Origin of the sequence: Tsukamurella sp. USMM236 (assembly GCF_037148755.1) — a bacterium.
Taxonomy (GTDB): domain Bacteria; phylum Actinomycetota; class Actinomycetes; order Mycobacteriales; family Mycobacteriaceae; genus Tsukamurella.
Genome location: NZ_JBBCSS010000004.1, coordinates 286,266 through 302,979, shown reverse-complemented (window position 1 = coordinate 302,979; position 16,714 = coordinate 286,266). Strand labels below are relative to the sequence as shown.

Sequence of the window (16,714 nt, the reverse complement as noted above, 5' to 3'; positions counted from 1 at the left end):
CCAGCGTAGTGCACCGGGCCGCCTGCGCGTCGGCTGGAGGATCCGACCGCACGGGGCTCAGCCCGTCGGGCGGAAGAAGCCGTAAAACTGCTGGCCGATGTTCTCCGTGCGGATCGCGGAGATCTGCACCGGATCGCCCGCTTCCACCATGCGTCCGTCGCCGATGACCATCGCGACGTGGCCCTCCCACACCGCGAGGTCGCCGGGCTGCAACTGGCCCGCGCTGACCGCGGCGCCGACGCCCTGCTCGTTGGCGAGCCGCGGCAGCTCGATGCCCGCCTGCCGGTAGGCCCACTGCGTGAACCCGCTGCAGTCCAGGCCGACTCCGGGCGTCGTCCCGCCCCACGAGTAGGGCACGCCCAGCTGCGTGAGCGCGGCCTGCACCGCGGCGGCGGCCTTCGCGTTCGGGGCCTTCACCACCGTGCCGTCGGGCAGCCGCACGTCGTAGCCGCCCTTGCCGTCGGCGGTCACCGTCGCCCCGGACCGGCGCGAGGCGGACACCGTCTTCGCCCCGGAGCCGCGGCCCGAGCCCGAGCCGCCCCGGTTCGCGGACGTGAGCGCGGAGGTGAGCCCGCTGACGGGGGAGGCTCCGCCGCCCGAGCCGCCTCCGGACCCCGAGCCGGTGCCGGTCGGGGAGGAGGTCGACGGGGTCGCGGTCGCGGTCGTCGAGGCGGGCGTCGTCGCCGCACCGCCGTCGACGGTGGCGGGCGCGGTCGGGGTGCTCTCCGCCAGCCCGGAGACCGTGCCGGTCTCGCCGTCGAGCTCGTCGCGGACGGACCGCAGCACGTCGAGCGCCTGCTGTAGGTGATCGGCCGCCAGCGTGAGCACCGCGATCAGCCCGGTGGGGTTGAGCAGCGTCGGATTCGCGGCCTCGGCCTTGCTCACGAAGGAATCGAGGACGGCCTGCAGCCGCGTTCGGCCCTTGCTCACCACCCCGGCGGCGGTCGTCACCGACTCGCGGATCGCGCCACTGTGCTGCGACAGGGCCGCCGCGGCGGTGCCGCCGGTGCCGATCGTGCGCTGGGCGGTCGTCGCATCCACGCCCGTCCACGCGCTGCCGACGCTGACCGTCGCCGAATCCGTCTGCGCGCTGACCCGGGCCAGTTCGGCCTCCACCGCCCGGATCGCCGCGTCGACCCCCGCGACCGAGAGGTCGCCGGTGCCGAACGTGTCGAGCAGGGCCCGCAGCGGCGCCGCCAGCGCCGCGACGATGCCGCTCACGACGCACCCAGCAACCCGAGCAGCGCCCCCGCGCCGCCCCCGTCCGTGGCGACCGCCGAGGCCACCGTCCGCGCCGCGCCGGCGGAGGCCGAGGTGTAGAACGCGGCTAGGCGCGTGACCTCGGCATCGGTCGCCGTGACGGCGCCCAGCAGCTCGGCCAGGTAGTCGCCGCCGATCAGTCCGAAGACCGGTGTGAGCGCCGCGGCCGAGACGGCGCCCGCTCCCGCGGCCCCCGCCACCGACGTGGCCAGCGAGCCCAGTTCGGTCCCCGCCGCCGTCACCGCGCTCGTCGTCATCAGAAACGGTTCCATCGCAATACCCCCTCATTGATTGGACGCCTCAGGGTCCCGAGCGGTTCCCGATACGCTGACCGCATGCAGATCACCGTGGTCGACCACCCCCTGGCCGCCGTCCGCCTCACCGCGCTCCGCGCGGAGGCCACCGACAACGCCTCCTTCCGCGCAGCGCTGAAGGAGCTCACCCAGATGCTGGTCTACGAGGCCATGCGCGACGCCGCCGTCGCCGCCGTCACGGTGACCACCCCGCTCGAGGACACCGACGGCGCCGCGCTCGCGAAGCCGCCGCTGCTGGTGCCGGTGCTGCGCGCTGGCCTCGGCATGGTCGACCAGGCGCACGCGATGCTGCCGGAGTCCCAGGTGGGCTTCGTCGGCATGGGCCGCAACGAGGAGACGCACGTCCCCGAGCCCTACTTCCAGTCGCTGCCCGCCGATCTCGCGGGGCGCCCCGTCTTCGTGCTCGACCCGATGCTCGCGACCGGCGGCTCGATGGTGGAGACGCTGAGCCTGCTCGCGCAGCGCGGCGCGACCGACGTGACCGCGGTGTGCGTCGTCGCCGCGCCCGAGGGCGTGCAGGCGCTCGCCGACTGCGGCCACCCCGTCCGCCTGGTCACCGCCACCGTCGACCGGGGGCTGAACGAGAACGCCTACATCGTGCCCGGACTCGGCGACGCCGGCGACCGCCAGTTCGGCCCGCGCTGGACCTGATCCACGGATCGGCGGGCGGCTACGGGGCCGCCCAGAATCCCGTCGCCGGCTCGGTGAACTCGCCCGACGGGGTGCTGATCACCAGGCCGGTGGGCGTGATGTTGATCGTCGCGTCCGGGGCGCGGGCGACCCAGCCGGGGCCCGCGGGCAGCACGCCCTCGATGCGCGTCCCGGTACCGGTGTCGATGCGCCAGCCCGCGTAGTACAGTGCGCCCGCGCGATCGCAGACGACGGCCTGCGAGGTGGCGGTGAGGACCATCATCCGGGCGGCGTCGCCGTCGGCGCAGCGCGCGGGGGTCCCCAGGAAGCCGAGGGCATCGGTCCCGGGGATCGACGGTGCGGGCGGCGCGGGTGTGCCCGGCTGCTCGGACGACGGTGCCGGGGCGGCCGACGCGGAGCTCGACGGCCCGGACGGCGGCGCGGCGGCCGTGGCCGGCTCCGTGGGTCGTTTGCCGCTGACGTAGGCGGTCGCGGCCGCCGCGGCGGCGACCACGATGAGCACCCCCACCACGACCGCCGCCGCGATCACCCGGCCGCGTGCGGGATCGGCCGGGCGCACTGGGCGGGTCACCCGAAGGCCGCCCACTTACGCACCGTGTCGGTCACCGCGGTGAGCCGCTGTCGGGCGCGCGCCTCGGCGCCGCTCGTGTCGCTGTCGATCGCCACCGGCTCGATCACCTCCAGGTAGAACTTCGCCTTCGGCTCGGTTCCGGAGGGCCGCACGGTGACCCGGACGCCGTCGCCGCGGAACACCAGCGCGTCCGTCGCGGGGCGGGCCGTCAGAAGATCCTCACAGCCGACGGCGGTGTTTGCAACCTCAACAGGGGGGTCGGCGCGCAGGGCGGCCATGATCGCGGCGATCCGCGCGACGTCGTCCACGCGCAGCGCGTACTGGCTCGACAGGTACACGCCGTGCCGGCGGTACAACGCGTCCAGCGCGTCCGGCAGTCCGCTGCCCTGCGCCTTCAGCGCGGCCGCGTAGCCGGCGGCGACGACCGCGGCGGAGATCCCGTCCTTGTCGCGCACCGTCGACGGGTCGACGCAGAGGCCGAGCGCCTCCTCGTACGCGAACACCAGGCCGTCGCCCGCCCGTACCAGGTTCTTGAACCCGGTCAGGGTCCGCGCGTACCGCGCGCCGCGGCTCTCGGCGATCGCGCCGAGGAGCTCGGAGCTGACGATCGTCGTCGCCACGAGGGGATCCGACGGTGCGCCGTCCAGCGGCGCGTCGAGCAGGTGGGCGCCGAGCAGCGAGCCGGACTCGTCGCCGGTGAGCATCCGCCAGCCGTCGGCGAAGCGGGCGCCCAGGGCGCACCGGTCCGCGTCGGGGTCGAGGGCGACCGCGAGGTCCGCATCCACCCGCTCCGCGAGGGCGAGCAGCAGGTCGGAGGCGCCCGGCTCCTCGGGGTTGGGGAAGGCCACCGTCGGGAACTCGCCATCCGGGGCGAACTGCTGCTCGACCACGTGCACGTCGTCGAAGCCGCTGCGGCGCAGGGCCTCCACCGCGACCTTCCCGCCCACGCCGTGCATCGGCGTCAGCGCGATCCGCAGCGGCACGGCGGGCGCCGGGCGCAGCGCGGAGACGCGGTCCAGGTACGCCGCGACCACCTCGGTCGCGCGGGGATCGGCGGGCACCGGCGTCCGCTCGATCTCCGTGGCGGGCGGCGCGGCGGCGATGAGCTTCTCGATCTCGGCGTCGGCGGGGGAGACCAGCTGGGCGCCGCCGTCGAGGTAGACCTTGTAGCCGTTGTCCGCGGGCGGGTTGTGCGAGGCCGTGATCTGCACGCCCGCGACGGCGCCGACCGCCTTGGTCGCGTACGAGACCCACGGCGTGGGGCCGGGTTCGGGTAGCGCCACCACGGCGAAGCCCTGCGCCGCGAGCACCTCGGTGGCGGCCGCGAAGAAGGCTTCGGAGCCGCGCCGCGCGTCGCGCCCGACGACGACGGTGCCGCCGCCCAGGCACTTCGCCTTCAGCCACTCGCCGAGGGCCCAGGTCGTGCGCGTCACGACCGCCACGTTCATGCCCGACGGTCCGCCGCGGACCGGGCCCCGCAGGCCCGCGGTGCCGAAGGACAGCGGGGCGGCGAAGCGCTCGGCGAGCTCGTCGCCGCTCAACGCCTCGAGTTCGGCGCGGGTCGCCGGGTCGGGGTCGCCCTCGATCCACGCGAGGGCCTCGGCCGCGAGCTCGACGCCCATCTACATCGCCTCGATCACGTCGGCGAGCAGGCCGCCCATCCGCGCGGCGGCCTCGCGTCCGGCCTCGAGGACCTCCTCGTGGTTCAGCGGCTCGCCGGTGATGCCGGCGGCCAGGTTGGTGACGAGCGAGATCCCCAGCACCGCGGCGTCCTCCGCGCGGGCGGCGATCGTCTCGTGCACCGTCGACATGCCCACCAAGTCGGCACCCAGGGTGCGCAGCATGCGGATCTCGGCCGGGGTCTCGTAGTGCGGGCCGGGGAGGCCGGCGTAGACGCCCTCCTTGAGCGAAGGGTCGACGGTGCGGGCCAGCGTGCGCAGTTGCGCCGAGTACGCGTCCACCAGGTTCACGAACTGCGCGCCCACGAGCGGCGAGCGGGCGGTGAGGTTCAGGTGGTCCTCGATCAGCACCGGTTCGCCGACGAACATGCCCTCGCGCAGGCCGCCCGCGGCGTTGGTGAGGATCACCGTCGACGCCCCGGCCGCGCAGGCCGTGCGCACGGGGTGCACGACGCGCGACAGGTCGTGGCCCTCGTAGGCGTGGGTGCGGCCCAGCAGCACCAGGACCCGCTTGCCGCCGACGACGACCGCCGAGGCCGTGCCCTTGTGGCCGGCCGCGCTGGGCGGCGCGAAGTGAGGGAGATCCGCCATCGGCACGGACCCGACGGCGGCGCCGCGCGCGGTGAGCGCGTCGGCCGCGGGGGCCCAGCCGGAGCCGAGCACCACCGCCACGTCGAAGGGTTCACCGCCCGTCGCGGCGGTCAGTGCGGCGGCCGCCTCGCGGGCCGCAGCGGGGGGATCGTCGATACCGGAGTCACGTGCCGCGTGCAGTTGCGCCATGGCCCCAGATGCTAGCCGCTATCGTGATGCCCATGCCTTACGTCACGCGCACCGACGACGTCTTCACTCTGTTCCTGGGCGATGAGGGCGTCGAGCTCTCGGAGACCAACCCGGAGAACCGCTTCTCCCCGGACTGGGTCGACGCGGTGCACGCCCGTCTCGACGAGATCGAGGCGCAGGCGGCCGGGTCGCCCGCCGCGCTGGTGGTCACCGCCACCGGCAAGTTCTTCTCCAACGGCCTCGACGTCATGTACATCCTGGCGAACGCGGGTGAGTTGCCGACCTACCTGGACCGCGTGCACACGGTCTTCAGCCGGCTGCTGACCTTCCCGATGACCACCGTCGCCGCGATCAACGGCCACGCCTTCGGCGCCGGGGCCATGCTGGCACTGTCGTGCGACTTCGCCGTGATGCGCGACGACCGCGGCTTCTTCTGCCTCCCCGAGGTCAGCCTCAAGATGGGCTTCACCGTCGGCATGGCCAGCCTGCTGCGCTCCCGTCTGCCGTACCAGACGGCGGTCGAGGCGATGACCACCGGACGTCGCTACGGCGGCGCCGACGCCGTTGCTGCGGGCATCGTGCAGGCGGCGGTCTCGGAGGCCGAGCTGCTGCCGACCGCGACCGCCCGGGCGGCGGCGAACGCCGCCGCCGACGGCCCTACGCTGAACAAGATCAAGAACGATCTGCACACGCACCTCATCGCCGACCTCGCCGCTCCGACGACCGAAGTCAAGTTCGGCTGACGGTGACCGGTCGCGTCACCTCCGTCCTGGAGGCGCTCACCGGCACCGTCGACCGCGTGCGGGGCGACCTGGTCGCGGTCAGCCACGAGATCCACGCCCGGCCCGAGCTGGCCTTCGAGGAGCGATTCGCGTCGGCGCTGCTGGCCGACGCCCTCGCGGGGCACGGCTTCGCCGTCGAGCGCCGCGTCGCGGACCTCGATACCGCGTTCGTCGGACGGTCCGGCAGCGGGCCGCTGCGCGTCGCCGTCTTCGCCGAGTACGACGCCCTGCCCGGCATCGGGCACGCCTGCGGGCACAACATCATCGCCGCGGCGGGGCTCGGCGCCGGCCTCGCGCTCGCGTCCGTCGCGGACGAGCTGGGCCTGACCGTCGAGGTGTACGGCACGCCCGCCGAGGAGTCCGGGGGCGGCAAGGTGCTCATGCTGCAGCGCGGCGCGTTCGACGGTGTCGCCTACGCGGGCATGGTGCACCCCGCCCCGTTCGACGTGGTGCGCACGCGCACCCTGGCGCTGGCCGACCTCGCGATCCGGTTCTCCGGCCGCGAGGCGCACGCCTCGGCGGCGCCGTGGGCCGGCCGGAACGCGGGCGACGCCGCGACGGTCGCGCAGGTCGCGCTGGGCCTGCTGCGGCAGCACCTGGAGCCGGGGCAGCAGTTGCACGGCATCGTCAGCGAGGGCGGGACCGCGCCCAACGTGGTGCCCGCCGCGTCCGAACTGCTCTACTACCTGCGCGCCGACGACGCGGAGTCGCTGGAGCGGCTCGCCGTCCGCGCGGGCGACTGCTTCGCCGCAGGCGCGCTGGCGGCCGGCTGCACGCACGAGGTCGGCGAGGTCTCGCCCGCCTACACCGAGCTGCGCAGCGACGGTGCCCTCGCCGTCGCGTACCGCGCCGCGGCGGTCGCGATCGGCCGGGAACCGGTGGCTCCGGAGTTCGAGCGGCTGGTGCCGTTGGGGAGTACCGACATGGGCAATGTGAGCCACGCTGTACCGTCGATCCATCCGCTGATCGGCCTCGAGACCGACGGGGCCGTGACCCATCAGCCGGAGTTCACGGCCGCCGCCGCCACCGAATCCGCCGATCGGGCCGTGCGCGATGGTGCGCTGGCCCTGGCCGCAGCCTTCGCTGCGGTCGCAGAGGACGAGGACGAGCGCGCGCGGCTGCTGACCGGGGCCGGGCGACGCGGCAGCGATGGAGGCGGACGGTGAGCGGCACGGCGAGCGGAAGTGCGGGCGAGGATCTCTCGAGGGCCGCCTACGTCGACCAGTGGTTGCAGCGCAAGGGCGACTGGCTCCGCGAGTTCCGGCGCGACCTGCACGCCCACCCCGAGCTGTCCTGGCGCGAGCAGCGCACCACGAACGTCGTCTTCGAGGCGTTGACCGCCGCGGGCCTGCACCCCCGCAAGCTCTCGACCACCGGCCTGATCTGCGACCTCGGACCCACCGGCGGGGAGCGCGTCGCCCTGCGCGCCGACATGGACGCGCTGCCGATCCACGAGGCCACCGGCCTCGACTTCCAATCCACGTCGGCCGGCGTCTCGCACGCGTGCGGTCATGACGCGCACACCTCGATCCTGCTGGGCACCGGCCTCGCCCTGGCCGAGCTGGACCGCGCGGGCCGGCTGCCGGTGGGCGTGCGCCTGATCTTCCAGCCCGCCGAGGAGGTCATGCCGGGCGGCGCGCTGTCCGCGGTGCGCGACGAGGTGATGCAGGGGGTCTCCCGCATCTACGCGCTGCACTGCGATCCCCGCGTCGAGGTGGGACGGATCGGCGTCCGCTCCGGCGCCATCACCTCCGCCGCCGACCACGTCGAGGTCATCCTGCACTCGCCCGGCGGGCACACCTCGCGGCCGCACCTGACCAGCGACCTGATCTACGCCATGGGCACCGTCATCACCGGGCTCCCCGGCGTGCTGTCGCGCCGCGTGGACCCCCGCTCCGGCACGATCATGGTGTGGGGCGCGGCGAACGCCGGATCCGCGCCGAACGCGATCCCACAGATCGGCGCACTGCACGGCACCGTCCGCACCGGCGAGCATCAGATCTGGGAGTCGCTGGAGCCGCTCGTGCGCGAGATCATCGCCGAGCTGCTCGCGCCGCTGCGGATCAAGCACGAGGTCAACTACACCCGCGGCGTCCCCCCGGTCATCAACGACCACTTGGCCGCCACCCGCCTCGCCGACGCCGCGCGCGCCGTCTCGCCCGACGGGGTGGTCGACACCCCGCAGTCCGGCGGCGGCGAGGACTTCTCCTGGTACCTGGAGGAGTCGCCCGGCGCGATGGCACGGCTGGGCGTCTGGTCCGGCGAGGGCCGCCAGTACGACCTGCACCAGCCCGATTTCGTGCTCGACGAGCGCGCACTCGAGATGGGCGTGAAGGTCTTCACGAACGTGGTCTTCGCCTCCGGTCGCTGATCGCGGTCGGCCCCGGCCACACCCGCGCCGGCGCGGGCCCGTCGTGGCGACGGCAGTGCGGCGAACGGACTCTCGAATTCTGTCCGGATCGGACAGGGTGTCCGGGACGGACAGAATCCGAGAGTCGTCGATGCGGCAATCCACTTCGTGGGCAGTCGTCGTTGAGTATTCGATGGACGACCTAGTTCTCAGGTGCGCCCGTCCAGGCCTCCGGAGACGTCGATCGAGGTGCCGGTCGTGTACGACGAACGGTCGGACAGCAGGAAGGCGATCGTGTCGCCGACCTCCTCGGGCCTGCCCATGCGCTGCAAGGGAATCGCCCTTCGCCGCGCTTCGTCTCGACACCAGTCGGCGTAGGCAGTCGTGGCACCGGACCGGGCGTACTTCTCCCGTTGCCGGGCGGTCTCGATGACGCCCACATTGACCACCACGACGCGGACGTCGTCGGGCGCGACCTCGGCGCTCAGCGTCGCCGCGTAGTTCGCCAAGGCGGCGCGGGCGGCGCCGACCGGTGCCAGCTCACGGCTCGGGTGGTGCGCGCTCACGCCGTTCACGAGCACTATCGCTCCCCGCGAGGCGACCAGGTGGGGGCGGGCGGCGCGCACGAGCGCGACGGCCGCGCCGACCTTGATGGCGAACTGCTCGACCCACACCTCTGGGCCCGCGCCGACGCCCGCCGTCACGCCGGTGCCCGCGTTGGCCACGACGCCGTGGACACCGCCGAAGGTGCGCACCGCGGAGTCGACGATCTCCTCGACATCCTCGGGCCGGCGGGCGTCGCCCGCCAGAAGGAGTAGCCGATCGCGCGGGGTCGCCGTGCCCGCGTAGGCGGCAGTGAGGCGATCGAGGTCGCGGGAGAATCCGCAGACCCGCGCATCCTCGCGTAGGAGTCGCTGTGCGGTGGCCAGTCCGATGCCGCTGCTCGCGCCCGACACGATGAACACCCGCTCGTGCAGGTCAAGGTCCATGCGGCCCTTCCCCTCTTCGATCGACGAGCGCGTCGCCGAGGGTGGTGCGGCGGTACAGGACCCGGCGTCCGTACCGCGAACTCTCGACGATCCCGCTGGCGCCCAGCACCTTCAGGCTCTGCGACACGGCCGACGGCGAGATCCTCAGTGCGGCGGCGAGATCGACCACGGCGGCGGGCTCGGCCAGCACCGCGAGGAGGTCCGCCTTCGCGGTGCCGATCAGCCTGCGGAGCGCGTCGTCGGCGACTGGTGGAACGGATTCCGCGAGCGTCGCCGAGCCCCGGGCGGGGTAGCCGATGTTCGGCGCGGTGCGGGTCGGATCGTGCGCGGTGGTGATCCTGGTGGTGAAGACGCTCGGCATCAGGGTCAGACCGAGACCGGGGGAGCGGACCTCGCCCGCGACCACTGAGCACGACATGTCCACGCTCAGCTCCCCGGTACGACGCCATTCCACGCGCGGGCTCAGTGATTCGAAGAGCCGGGTGGGCCCGCCGACGGCGAGCTCGCGGCCCCGGAAGACGACGTCGGACTCCAGGATCCGCTGCACCGCCGGCCACACGGGAGCGACGGCCGCGCGGTGGTAGGCGGCCAGGGCATCGGCGATGACCGGTGCGGGATCGTCCAGGGCGATCAGGCGCGCCAGGGGCCCTGACGGTGCCGCACCCTCCGCCAGTTCGACCAGCTCGGCGCGCGCCGTCCGCGCGTCCGTGCCACGGACCGCGTCGAGGTGCGCGTCGAACGTCGGCCGGACGTCGGCCTGCGCGGTCACCGGGGTGAGGAAGTCGGGGATCTGCTTGCCCGACGGCGAGACCAGCGCGTCGATCAGTTCGCGGTCGTACTCGCCCCGGCGGGCGTTCGCCTCGCATCGCCACCCCGTGAGGTGGTGCGCGGTGTCGTAGACCTTGTTCAGGTGGAACAGGCTCAGGACGGTCTCGTTGAGCGGCGACACCACGAAGCGGGCGTCGGCCAGATCGCCGACGTCCAACAGGTAGGTCAACATGTAGGCGCCACCTAATTCATTGGAACCCGCGACGGGGTTCGTGTGTGCTCGGGGTATGAGCGAATACCGAGAGCACTGGAACCTGACGGCGGATCCTCCGACGGCAGCAGTCTACGCCCGCATGGCGGACGCGCACGACCGTTCGGCGCTCGACCGGGAGCGGCGGAACCGGGTGGGGCGCACCGTCGCACCCGGACGACGGGGCCTGCGTCCCGGGCTGGCCCGGGCGCTGCGGCGGCTGGCGGCGGCGATCGAGCCGGCACCGTCCGGCTGCGGGCCCGAGGCCGCCTGAGCGGTTCTACTCCGGGCCGTCGGCGGAGGCGCCCGGGCCGGGGCCGACGTTGCGGGACTCGCGGGTGCGGATGTCGAGGACGTACTCCTCGGGGGCGCCGGCGATGTATGCGGCGTCGGCCATGACGCCCAGGTAGCGGGCCGACGGGAGGCCGCCCTCGAAGGCGTCGACCACGTACAGCCAGGCCAGGGTGGAGCCGCCGCCGGTGAGCTCGACGCGCACCTTGAGCTTGACGTGGATGCCGAGCTCCGAGCCCTCCCACCGGTCGAGGGAGACCTCGTCGTCGCTGGTCACGTCGTAGAGCACCACGAAGACCTTGGCGTCGGGATCCGACGGGTCCTCGGTGACGGTCGCGAGCGCGCCCTCCCACCCGATGTCCTCGCCCGAGAAGGTCAGGCGCCAGCCGTGCAACCACCCCGTACCGGACATCGGCGAGTGCGGGGCGCGCTCGGCCATCTGGTCGGGGTGCATGTTGGAGCCGTAGGCGGCGTAGATCGGCACAGGTCAGACTCTAGCGCGCCGGTCCGGGAGAACGTCGCTGGTGCGACGGTGCCCGCACGCGGCGTGGCCGCGGACGATAGCGTTGCAGCCATGACGAACATCGTGATCATCGGCGGCGGTCCGGCGGGGTACGAAGCAGCACTGGTGGCGGTGGCGCACGGCGGCGACGTCACGGTGATCGAGTCCGACGGGATCGGTGGGGCCTGCGTCCTGTACGACTGCGTCCCGTCGAAGACCTTCATCGCCTCGACCGGCATCCGCACCGAGACCCGGCGTGCCGTCGACCTGGGCATCGAGCTGCACTTCGAGCGCGTCGAGATCGACGTCGAGCGGATCAACGCGCGCGTCAAGGACCTGGCGACGGCGCAGTCGGCCGACATCCGCGCCCGCCTCGCGGGGGAGGGCGTGCGGATCATCCGCGGCCGCGCGACCCTCGCACCCACGGCGTCGGGCATGGCCCATCACGAGGTGAACGTCGTGACCCCGTCCGGCGGCGAGCAGTCCTTCGAGGCCGACGTGGTGCTCGTCGCCACGGGCGCCTCGCCCCGCGTGCTGGAGTCCGCGCAGCCCGACGGCGAGAAGATCCTCACCTGGCGGCAGCTGTACGACCTCGAGGAGCTCCCGACGCACCTCGTGGTCGTCGGCTCCGGCGTCACCGGCGCGGAGTTCGTGCACGCCTACACCGAGCTCGGCATCAAGGTCACCCTCGTCAGCTCCCGCGACCGCGTGCTCCCGCACGAGGACGAGGACGCCGCCCTGGTGCTGGAGGACGCGCTGCTCGACCGCGGTGTCTCGCTGGTCAAGCGCGCCTACGCCGACAAGGTGGAGCGCACGGAGACCGGCGTCGTCGTGCGCCTGACCGACGGCCGCACCGTCGAGGGCTCGCACTGCCTCATGACCGTCGGCTCGATTCCGAACACCGCGGGCATCGGCCTCGAGGACGTGGGCATCGAGCTGAACAAGGGCGGCTACATCCCCGTCGACCGGGTCTCGCGGACCAAGGTGCCCGGCATCTACGCCGCCGGCGACTGCACCGGCGTGCTGCCGCTGGCCTCCGTCGCCGCGATGCAGGGGCGCGTCGCGATGTACCACGCGCTCGGCGAGGGCGTCTCGCCCGTGAAGCTCAAGACCGTCTCGTCGGCGATCTTCACCCGCCCGGAGATCGCCACCGTCGGCGTCTCGCAGGCCGCGATCGACGACGGGACGTACCAGGCGCGCACCGTCATGCTGCCGCTCGCGACCAACCCGCGCGCGAAGATGTCGGGGCTCAAGCGCGGCTTCGTCAAGATCTTCTGCCGCCCCAACACGGGATTGGTCATCGGCGGAGTCGTGGTGGCGCCCAACGCCTCCGAACTGATCCTGCCGCTCACCGTCGCGGTGCAGAACGGCCTCACGGTCGACGACGTGGCGCAGACCTTCTCCGTGTATCCGTCGCTGTCCGGCTCGGTCACCGAGGCCGCCCGGCAATTGATGCGCCAGGACGACCTGGCCTAGCCGTTTCGGCGGTGAGCGATCGGGACGGCGTCTTCGAGGCGCTGCGGCCCCGCCTGTTCGGGGTGGCGTACCGGGTGCTCGCGTCCGCGCCCGACGCCGAGGACGTGGTGCAGGACGCGTGGCTGCGCTGGCGCGGCGCCGACGACGGTTCAGTCCGCGATCCCGAGGCGTTCCTGGTGGTGACGGTGACCCGCCTCGCGCTCAACCTGGCGCAGTCGGCGCGGGCGCGGCGCGAGCAGTACGTCGGGGAGTGGTTCCCGACGCCGGTCGACACGGCCGAGGACCCCGCGCTGGGAGCCGAGCGGGCGGAGGCCCTGGAGCTCGCCGTGGTGCACGTACTGCAGCGGCTCTCGCCCGAGGCGCGCGCCGCGTACGTACTCCGCGAGGCCTTCGAGCACCCCTACCCGCGGATCGCGGAGATCCTCCAGATGCGGGAGCCCGCCGTGCGGAAGCTGGTCAGCCGCGCCCGCACGCAGGTCGCGGGGGAGCGGCGCACCACGGCCACCCGCGAGCGGGTCCGCGCGCTGCTCGACGCCTTCCTCGCCGCGGCGCACGCCGGCGACGTCGCGGGCCTCGAGGCCGTGCTCGTGGCCGACGTGGTCAGCGAGACCGACGGCGGCGGCGCGCGTCGGGCCGGGCGTCGCCCGGTGATCGGGGACAACGCCGTGGCGCGCTTCGTCGCAGGCTTCTCCGTGCGCTTCATGTCCGACGCGTCCGCGCGGATCGTCGAGGTCAACGGCCTGCCGGGCGCGGTCTTCAGCGTCGACGGTGCGCCCGTGGCGCTGCTCTGCCCGACGGCCTCGGACGCCGGCCTGACGCGCTTGATGTGGGTCATGAACCCCGAGAAGCTGGCCGATTTCGCCTGACGGTCACAGATCGGCGCGCCGTTCGGTCCTTGGTATGGAGGCCCGAACGGTTCGGGCCGGATCGAGAGGACGAGGACATGGCGAAGTTCGTGGTGATCGGCGGCACCGGGCTGATCGGGTCGAAGGTGGTGGCGGGACTGGCCGCGGCGGGGCACGAGGCGGTGGCGGGAGCCCCGAGCACGGGCGTGAACGCGGTGACCGGTGACGGGCTGGCCGAGGCGCTCGCCGACGCCGACGGCGTCGTGGATGTCGCCAACTCGCCGTCCTTCGAGGATGCTGCAGTGTTGGACTTCTTCACCCGCGCCACGACGAACCTGCTCGCCGCCGCGCGAACCGCCGGGGTCGGCCACTACGTGGCGCTGTCGGTCGTGGGTACCGAACGACTCGAGGAGAGCGGCTACTTCCGCGGGAAGATCGCGCAGGAGAACCTGATCGAGGCCGGCGACGTGCCGTTCTCGATCGTCCGCGCCACGCAGTTCTTCGAGTTCGTCCCGGGCATCGCCGCCGCATCGGAGGTCGACGGGGCGGTCCGCCTGCCGGGCGCGAACATCCAGCCGATCTCGTCCGACGACGTGGCTTCAGCCGTCGTGCGCGCCGCGGTCGGGGCGCCGCTCGGCGGCCGCACCGAGGTCGCGGGTCCGGACGTCTTCGCCCTCGATGAGCTGGTCCGCAGGGCGCTCGCCGCGGAGGGTGACGCGCGCACCGTCGTCCGGGATCCGGAGGCGACGTACTTCGGCGCGCACCTGCAGGACGGGACGCTCCTTCCCGGCGCGGGCGCGGAGATCGCGGCGACGCGGTTCTTCGCCTGATCAGTCCGCGGCTGCGGCGTCGGCGAGTCGGGCGAGGCGCTCCTCGGGCGACCCGGTGAGCTCGACGATGCGGGCACCTCCGGTGAGGGAGGGGTCGTCGGCGAGGTCGAGCAGCGCGGCGTCGGTCGCGTCGCGCAGTTCGGGATCCTCGTCGGACCCGACCACGATCGGGTCGCGATGGTGCAGCGGCAGGAGGACGAGGAGGTCCACCGCGGTCATCGCCTCCGCGGTGATGGCCGCCCCGCGGTCGAGCAGCCCCGGCGACCGCGTCGGGCGCCCGAGGTCGTCGAGCGCCCGCAGGTAGGCCAGCAGGTCGAGCGGTCCGCGCTCGGCGATGACGCGGTCGCCGGGTCGCCGCGCCCGCAGCCGGTCGGCGGCGACGACGAGTTGTGCGAAGAAGATCCCGGCGTCGAGGTCGATCGCCGTTTCCTCGAGCGCCTCGAACGGGTCGGGGAGCACCTCGTATCCGGGGCGCACAGCGGCGAAGTCCGTGATCAGAGTGCTCTTCCCGCTCGCGTGGGTGCCGGAGACGACGATGCGCATGTCCGGAGCGTATCGCGCGGCCGGCCGCGTGCTCCGATCGATTCCGAACGAGAAGATACAGAAACGATCAGAGAATCTGTTCGTGTCTGTTAGATTTCGTGAGAATTCGTTCCCTGAGCCCCTGGAGGCGCGATGCTCCTCGCCGACAACGCACTCCGACTCAACGTCGGACTGCTCGACTACACGCTGGTCGCGATCTATTTCGTGTTCGTCCTGGGTATCGGGTACCTGGCCCGCACGCAGGTCGCATCCAGCCTCGACTTCTTCCTGTCGGGCAGGCGGCTCCCGGCCTGGGTGACCGGCGTCGCGTTCGTCTCCGCGAACCTCGGCGCCGTCGAGATCATGGGCATGTCGGCCACCGGCGCCCAGATCGGCATGTCGACCTTCCACTACTACTGGATCGGCGCCGTCCCGGCGATGGTCTTCCTCGGCATCGTGATGATGCCCTTCTACTACGGCTCGAAGGTGCGCAGCGTCCCCGAGTTCATGCGCAAGCGCTTCGGCACCGGCGCGCACCTGGTGAACTCGCTGAGCTTCGCCGTCGCTCAGGTGCTCATCGCCGGCGTCAACCTGTTCCTGCTCGGCACCGTGATCAACGTGGTCCTCGGCTGGCCGCACTGGGTCTCGCTCCTCGTCGCCGCTGCGGTGGTGCTCACCTACACGGTGCTCGGCGGCCTCTCCGCCGCGATCTACAACGAGGTCCTGCAGTTCTTCGTCATCCTCGCGGCGCTGGTCCCGCTGACCGTGATCGGCCTGATCAAGATCGGCGGCTGGAGCGGCCTCAAGGAGAAGGTGATCGAGACCCGCTCCGACAAGGGCGTCACGGCCACCGTCTCCGATCAGCTGCACACCTGGCCCGGACAGGCGCTCAGCGGTTTCGAGTCGCCGGTCTGGTCCGTCGTCGGCATCGTCTTCGGTCTGGGCTTCGTGCTCTCCTTCGGCTACTGGACCACGAACTTCGTCGAGGTGCAGCGCGCCATGGCCTCGGATTCGATGTCGGCGGCGCGGCGCGCGCCCATCATCGGGGCGATCCCGAAGATGTTCATCCCCTTCGTGGTCGTGGTGCCGGGCATGATCTGCGCCGCGGCGATCGGCGACATGATCAACCTCAAGAACAACGGCGCACCGGACGGCGTCACCTACAACGACGCGCTGCTGCTCATGATGCGCGACATCCTGCCCAACGGCCTGCTCGGCGTGGCCGTTGCCGGCCTGATCGCCTCGTTCATGGCGGGCATGGCGGCCAACGTCTCCGCGTTCAACACCGTCTTCAGCTACGACCTGTGGCAGCAGTACGTGGTCAAGGACCGCGAGGACTCCTACTACATCCGTGTCGGCCAGGTCGCGACGGTCATCGCGGTGTTCCTCGCGATCGGCACGGCGACGATCGCCGCGGGCTACTCCAACCTCATGGACTACCTGCAGACGCTGTTCGGCTTCTTCAACGCGCCGCTGTTCGCCACGTTCCTGCTCGGCATGTTCTGGAAGCGGATGACGCCCACCGCCGGTTGGGTGGGCCTCGTCTCCGGCACGCTGGCCGCGATCGGCGTCTTCATCCTGCAGAAGACCGGCGTGATCGACCTACCCGGCCAGGGCATGGCCTTCGTCGCCGCGTCCGCAGCCTTCGTGGTCGATATCGTGGTCTCCGTGCTGGTCTCCGCCGTGACGAAGCCGAAGCCCGAAAGCGAGCTGGCGGGATACGTCTACTCGCTCACCGACAAGGCCACGCTGCGGGGCGAGGACGACGGCTCCGCGCCCTGGTACTCGCGCCCCGTGCCCCTGGGTGCCGCAGTGCTCTCCACGACCGTCGTACTCGGCCTGATCTTCCACTGA

The 16,714-nt window shown here is 72.6% G+C and carries 18 protein-coding genes; 9 read left to right on the top strand and 9 right to left on the bottom strand.

Features of this window, described 5'->3' with window-relative positions; translation table 11 throughout:
* Window positions 1–57 precede the first annotated feature (57 nt).
* Both WFK95_RS15550 and WFK95_RS15545 read right to left on the bottom strand, forming a co-directional pair.
* On the bottom strand, window positions 58–1,221 hold the full coding sequence (locus WFK95_RS15550) for a C40 family peptidase (RefSeq protein WP_224649093.1): 1,164 nt from the start codon (window positions 1,219–1,221) through the stop codon (window positions 58–60).
* Window positions 1,218–1,532: a hypothetical protein gene (locus tag WFK95_RS15545; RefSeq protein ID WP_224649095.1), complete on the bottom strand. Its 315-nt coding sequence runs from the start codon at window positions 1,530–1,532 to the stop codon at window positions 1,218–1,220. Before WFK95_RS15545 ends, WFK95_RS15550 begins: the two co-directional genes overlap by 4 nt.
* Before the next feature lie 63 nt (window positions 1,533–1,595).
* Between WFK95_RS15545 and upp the strand changes: the two genes are divergently transcribed.
* Complete coding sequence (gene upp, locus WFK95_RS15540) at window positions 1,596–2,225, top strand: uracil phosphoribosyltransferase (protein WP_224649098.1); 630 nt, start codon at window positions 1,596–1,598, stop codon at window positions 2,223–2,225.
* 19 nt (window positions 2,226–2,244) lie between these two features.
* On the opposite strand, the gene WFK95_RS15535 is transcribed toward upp, so the two are convergent.
* The 3 genes from WFK95_RS15535 to WFK95_RS15525 are packed head-to-tail and all read right to left on the bottom strand — an operon-like array spanning window position 2,245 to window position 5,255.
* Window positions 2,245–2,796 carry a hypothetical protein gene (locus tag WFK95_RS15535; protein ID WP_224649100.1) on the bottom strand — a complete coding sequence of 184 codons (552 nt, stop codon included), beginning with the start codon at window positions 2,794–2,796 and terminating at the stop codon, window positions 2,245–2,247.
* Complete coding sequence (locus WFK95_RS15530) at window positions 2,793–4,418, bottom strand: phospho-sugar mutase (protein WP_336671202.1); 1,626 nt, start codon at window positions 4,416–4,418, stop codon at window positions 2,793–2,795. The genes WFK95_RS15535 and WFK95_RS15530 overlap by 4 nt, the downstream gene beginning before the upstream one ends.
* The gene (locus tag WFK95_RS15525) at window positions 4,419–5,255 is read right to left on the bottom strand and encodes a purine-nucleoside phosphorylase (RefSeq protein ID WP_336671201.1); all 837 of its coding nucleotides are present in this window, start codon (window positions 5,253–5,255) and stop codon (window positions 4,419–4,421) included.
* Between the two features lie 32 nt (window positions 5,256–5,287).
* Between WFK95_RS15525 and WFK95_RS15520 the strand changes: the two genes are divergently transcribed.
* The 3 genes from WFK95_RS15520 to WFK95_RS15510 are packed head-to-tail and all read left to right on the top strand — an operon-like array spanning window position 5,288 to window position 8,408.
* Complete coding sequence (locus WFK95_RS15520) at window positions 5,288–5,998, top strand: enoyl-CoA hydratase/isomerase family protein (protein WP_336671200.1); 711 nt, start codon at window positions 5,288–5,290, stop codon at window positions 5,996–5,998.
* 2 nt (window positions 5,999–6,000) lie between these two features.
* Entirely contained in the window at window positions 6,001–7,203 is a 1,203-nt protein-coding gene (locus WFK95_RS15515; protein ID WP_443081554.1) for an amidohydrolase, read from the top strand.
* Window positions 7,200–8,408: an amidohydrolase gene (locus WFK95_RS15510; RefSeq protein ID WP_336671199.1), complete on the top strand. Its 1,209-nt coding sequence runs from the start codon at window positions 7,200–7,202 to the stop codon at window positions 8,406–8,408. Before WFK95_RS15515 ends, WFK95_RS15510 begins: the two co-directional genes overlap by 4 nt.
* A gap of 188 nt (window positions 8,409–8,596) precedes the next feature.
* Here the strand turns inward: WFK95_RS15510 and WFK95_RS15505 are convergent, their stop codons facing one another.
* Complete coding sequence (locus WFK95_RS15505) at window positions 8,597–9,376, bottom strand: SDR family oxidoreductase (RefSeq protein WP_224649110.1); 780 nt, start codon at window positions 9,374–9,376, stop codon at window positions 8,597–8,599.
* On the bottom strand, window positions 9,366–10,376 hold the full coding sequence (locus WFK95_RS15500) for a helix-turn-helix domain-containing protein (RefSeq protein ID WP_336671198.1): 1,011 nt from the start codon (window positions 10,374–10,376) through the stop codon (window positions 9,366–9,368). The genes WFK95_RS15505 and WFK95_RS15500 overlap by 11 nt, the downstream gene beginning before the upstream one ends.
* Before the next feature lie 55 nt (window positions 10,377–10,431).
* Between WFK95_RS15500 and WFK95_RS15495 the strand changes: the two genes are divergently transcribed.
* The gene (locus WFK95_RS15495) at window positions 10,432–10,668 is read left to right on the top strand and encodes a hypothetical protein (protein WP_224649114.1); all 237 of its coding nucleotides are present in this window, start codon (window positions 10,432–10,434) and stop codon (window positions 10,666–10,668) included.
* A 6-nt stretch (window positions 10,669–10,674) separates the two neighbouring features.
* Here the strand turns inward: WFK95_RS15495 and WFK95_RS15490 are convergent, their stop codons facing one another.
* Window positions 10,675–11,169, bottom strand: coding sequence for a gamma-glutamylcyclotransferase (locus WFK95_RS15490; protein ID WP_224649116.1), 495 nt, complete (start codon window positions 11,167–11,169; stop codon window positions 10,675–10,677).
* 90 nt (window positions 11,170–11,259) lie between these two features.
* Here WFK95_RS15490 and WFK95_RS15485 point away from each other — a divergent pair, with 90 nt between their 5' ends.
* The 3 genes from WFK95_RS15485 to WFK95_RS15475 all read left to right on the top strand — a co-directional run bounded on the left by WFK95_RS15485 (window position 11,260) and on the right by WFK95_RS15475 (window position 14,338).
* A complete protein-coding gene (locus WFK95_RS15485) occupies window positions 11,260–12,663 on the top strand; it encodes an NAD(P)H-quinone dehydrogenase (RefSeq protein WP_336671197.1) in 1,404 nt (467 codons plus the stop codon).
* An 11-nt stretch (window positions 12,664–12,674) separates the two neighbouring features.
* Window positions 12,675–13,529: a sigma-70 family RNA polymerase sigma factor gene (locus WFK95_RS15480; protein WP_336671196.1), complete on the top strand. Its 855-nt coding sequence runs from the start codon at window positions 12,675–12,677 to the stop codon at window positions 13,527–13,529.
* Between the two features lie 77 nt (window positions 13,530–13,606).
* Window positions 13,607–14,338: an SDR family oxidoreductase gene (locus tag WFK95_RS15475; RefSeq protein WP_336671195.1), complete on the top strand. Its 732-nt coding sequence runs from the start codon at window positions 13,607–13,609 to the stop codon at window positions 14,336–14,338.
* Here the strand turns inward: WFK95_RS15475 and WFK95_RS15470 are convergent, their stop codons facing one another.
* Window positions 14,339–14,881 carry an AAA family ATPase gene (locus WFK95_RS15470; protein WP_336671194.1) on the bottom strand — a complete coding sequence of 181 codons (543 nt, stop codon included), beginning with the start codon at window positions 14,879–14,881 and terminating at the stop codon, window positions 14,339–14,341.
* A 132-nt stretch (window positions 14,882–15,013) separates the two neighbouring features.
* On the opposite strand from WFK95_RS15470, the gene WFK95_RS15465 reads away from it, so the two are divergent.
* Complete coding sequence (locus WFK95_RS15465) at window positions 15,014–16,714, top strand: sodium:solute symporter family protein (protein WP_336671193.1); 1,701 nt, start codon at window positions 15,014–15,016, stop codon at window positions 16,712–16,714.

Coding starts and splice junctions, on each gene's coding strand:
- WFK95_RS15465 (WP_336671193.1), top strand. CDS start 15,014: ATGCTCCTCGCCGACAACGCACTCCGACTCAACGTCGGACTGCTCGAC.
- WFK95_RS15530 (WP_336671202.1), bottom strand. CDS start 4,418: ATGGGCGTCGAGCTCGCGGCCGAGGCCCTCGCGTGGATCGAGGGCGAC.
- WFK95_RS15525 (WP_336671201.1), bottom strand. CDS start 5,255: ATGGCGCAACTGCACGCGGCACGTGACTCCGGTATCGACGATCCCCCC.
- WFK95_RS15470 (WP_336671194.1), bottom strand. CDS start 14,881: ATGCGCATCGTCGTCTCCGGCACCCACGCGAGCGGGAAGAGCACTCTG.
- WFK95_RS15505 (WP_224649110.1), bottom strand. CDS start 9,376: ATGGACCTTGACCTGCACGAGCGGGTGTTCATCGTGTCGGGCGCGAGC.
- WFK95_RS15500 (WP_336671198.1), bottom strand. CDS start 10,376: ATGTTGACCTACCTGTTGGACGTCGGCGATCTGGCCGACGCCCGCTTC.
- WFK95_RS15545 (WP_224649095.1), bottom strand. CDS start 1,532: ATGGAACCGTTTCTGATGACGACGAGCGCGGTGACGGCGGCGGGGACC.
- WFK95_RS15495 (WP_224649114.1), top strand. CDS start 10,432: ATGAGCGAATACCGAGAGCACTGGAACCTGACGGCGGATCCTCCGACG.
- WFK95_RS15475 (WP_336671195.1), top strand. CDS start 13,607: ATGGCGAAGTTCGTGGTGATCGGCGGCACCGGGCTGATCGGGTCGAAG.
- WFK95_RS15520 (WP_336671200.1), top strand. CDS start 5,288: ATGCCTTACGTCACGCGCACCGACGACGTCTTCACTCTGTTCCTGGGC.
- WFK95_RS15485 (WP_336671197.1), top strand. CDS start 11,260: ATGACGAACATCGTGATCATCGGCGGCGGTCCGGCGGGGTACGAAGCA.
- upp (WP_224649098.1), top strand. CDS start 1,596: ATGCAGATCACCGTGGTCGACCACCCCCTGGCCGCCGTCCGCCTCACC.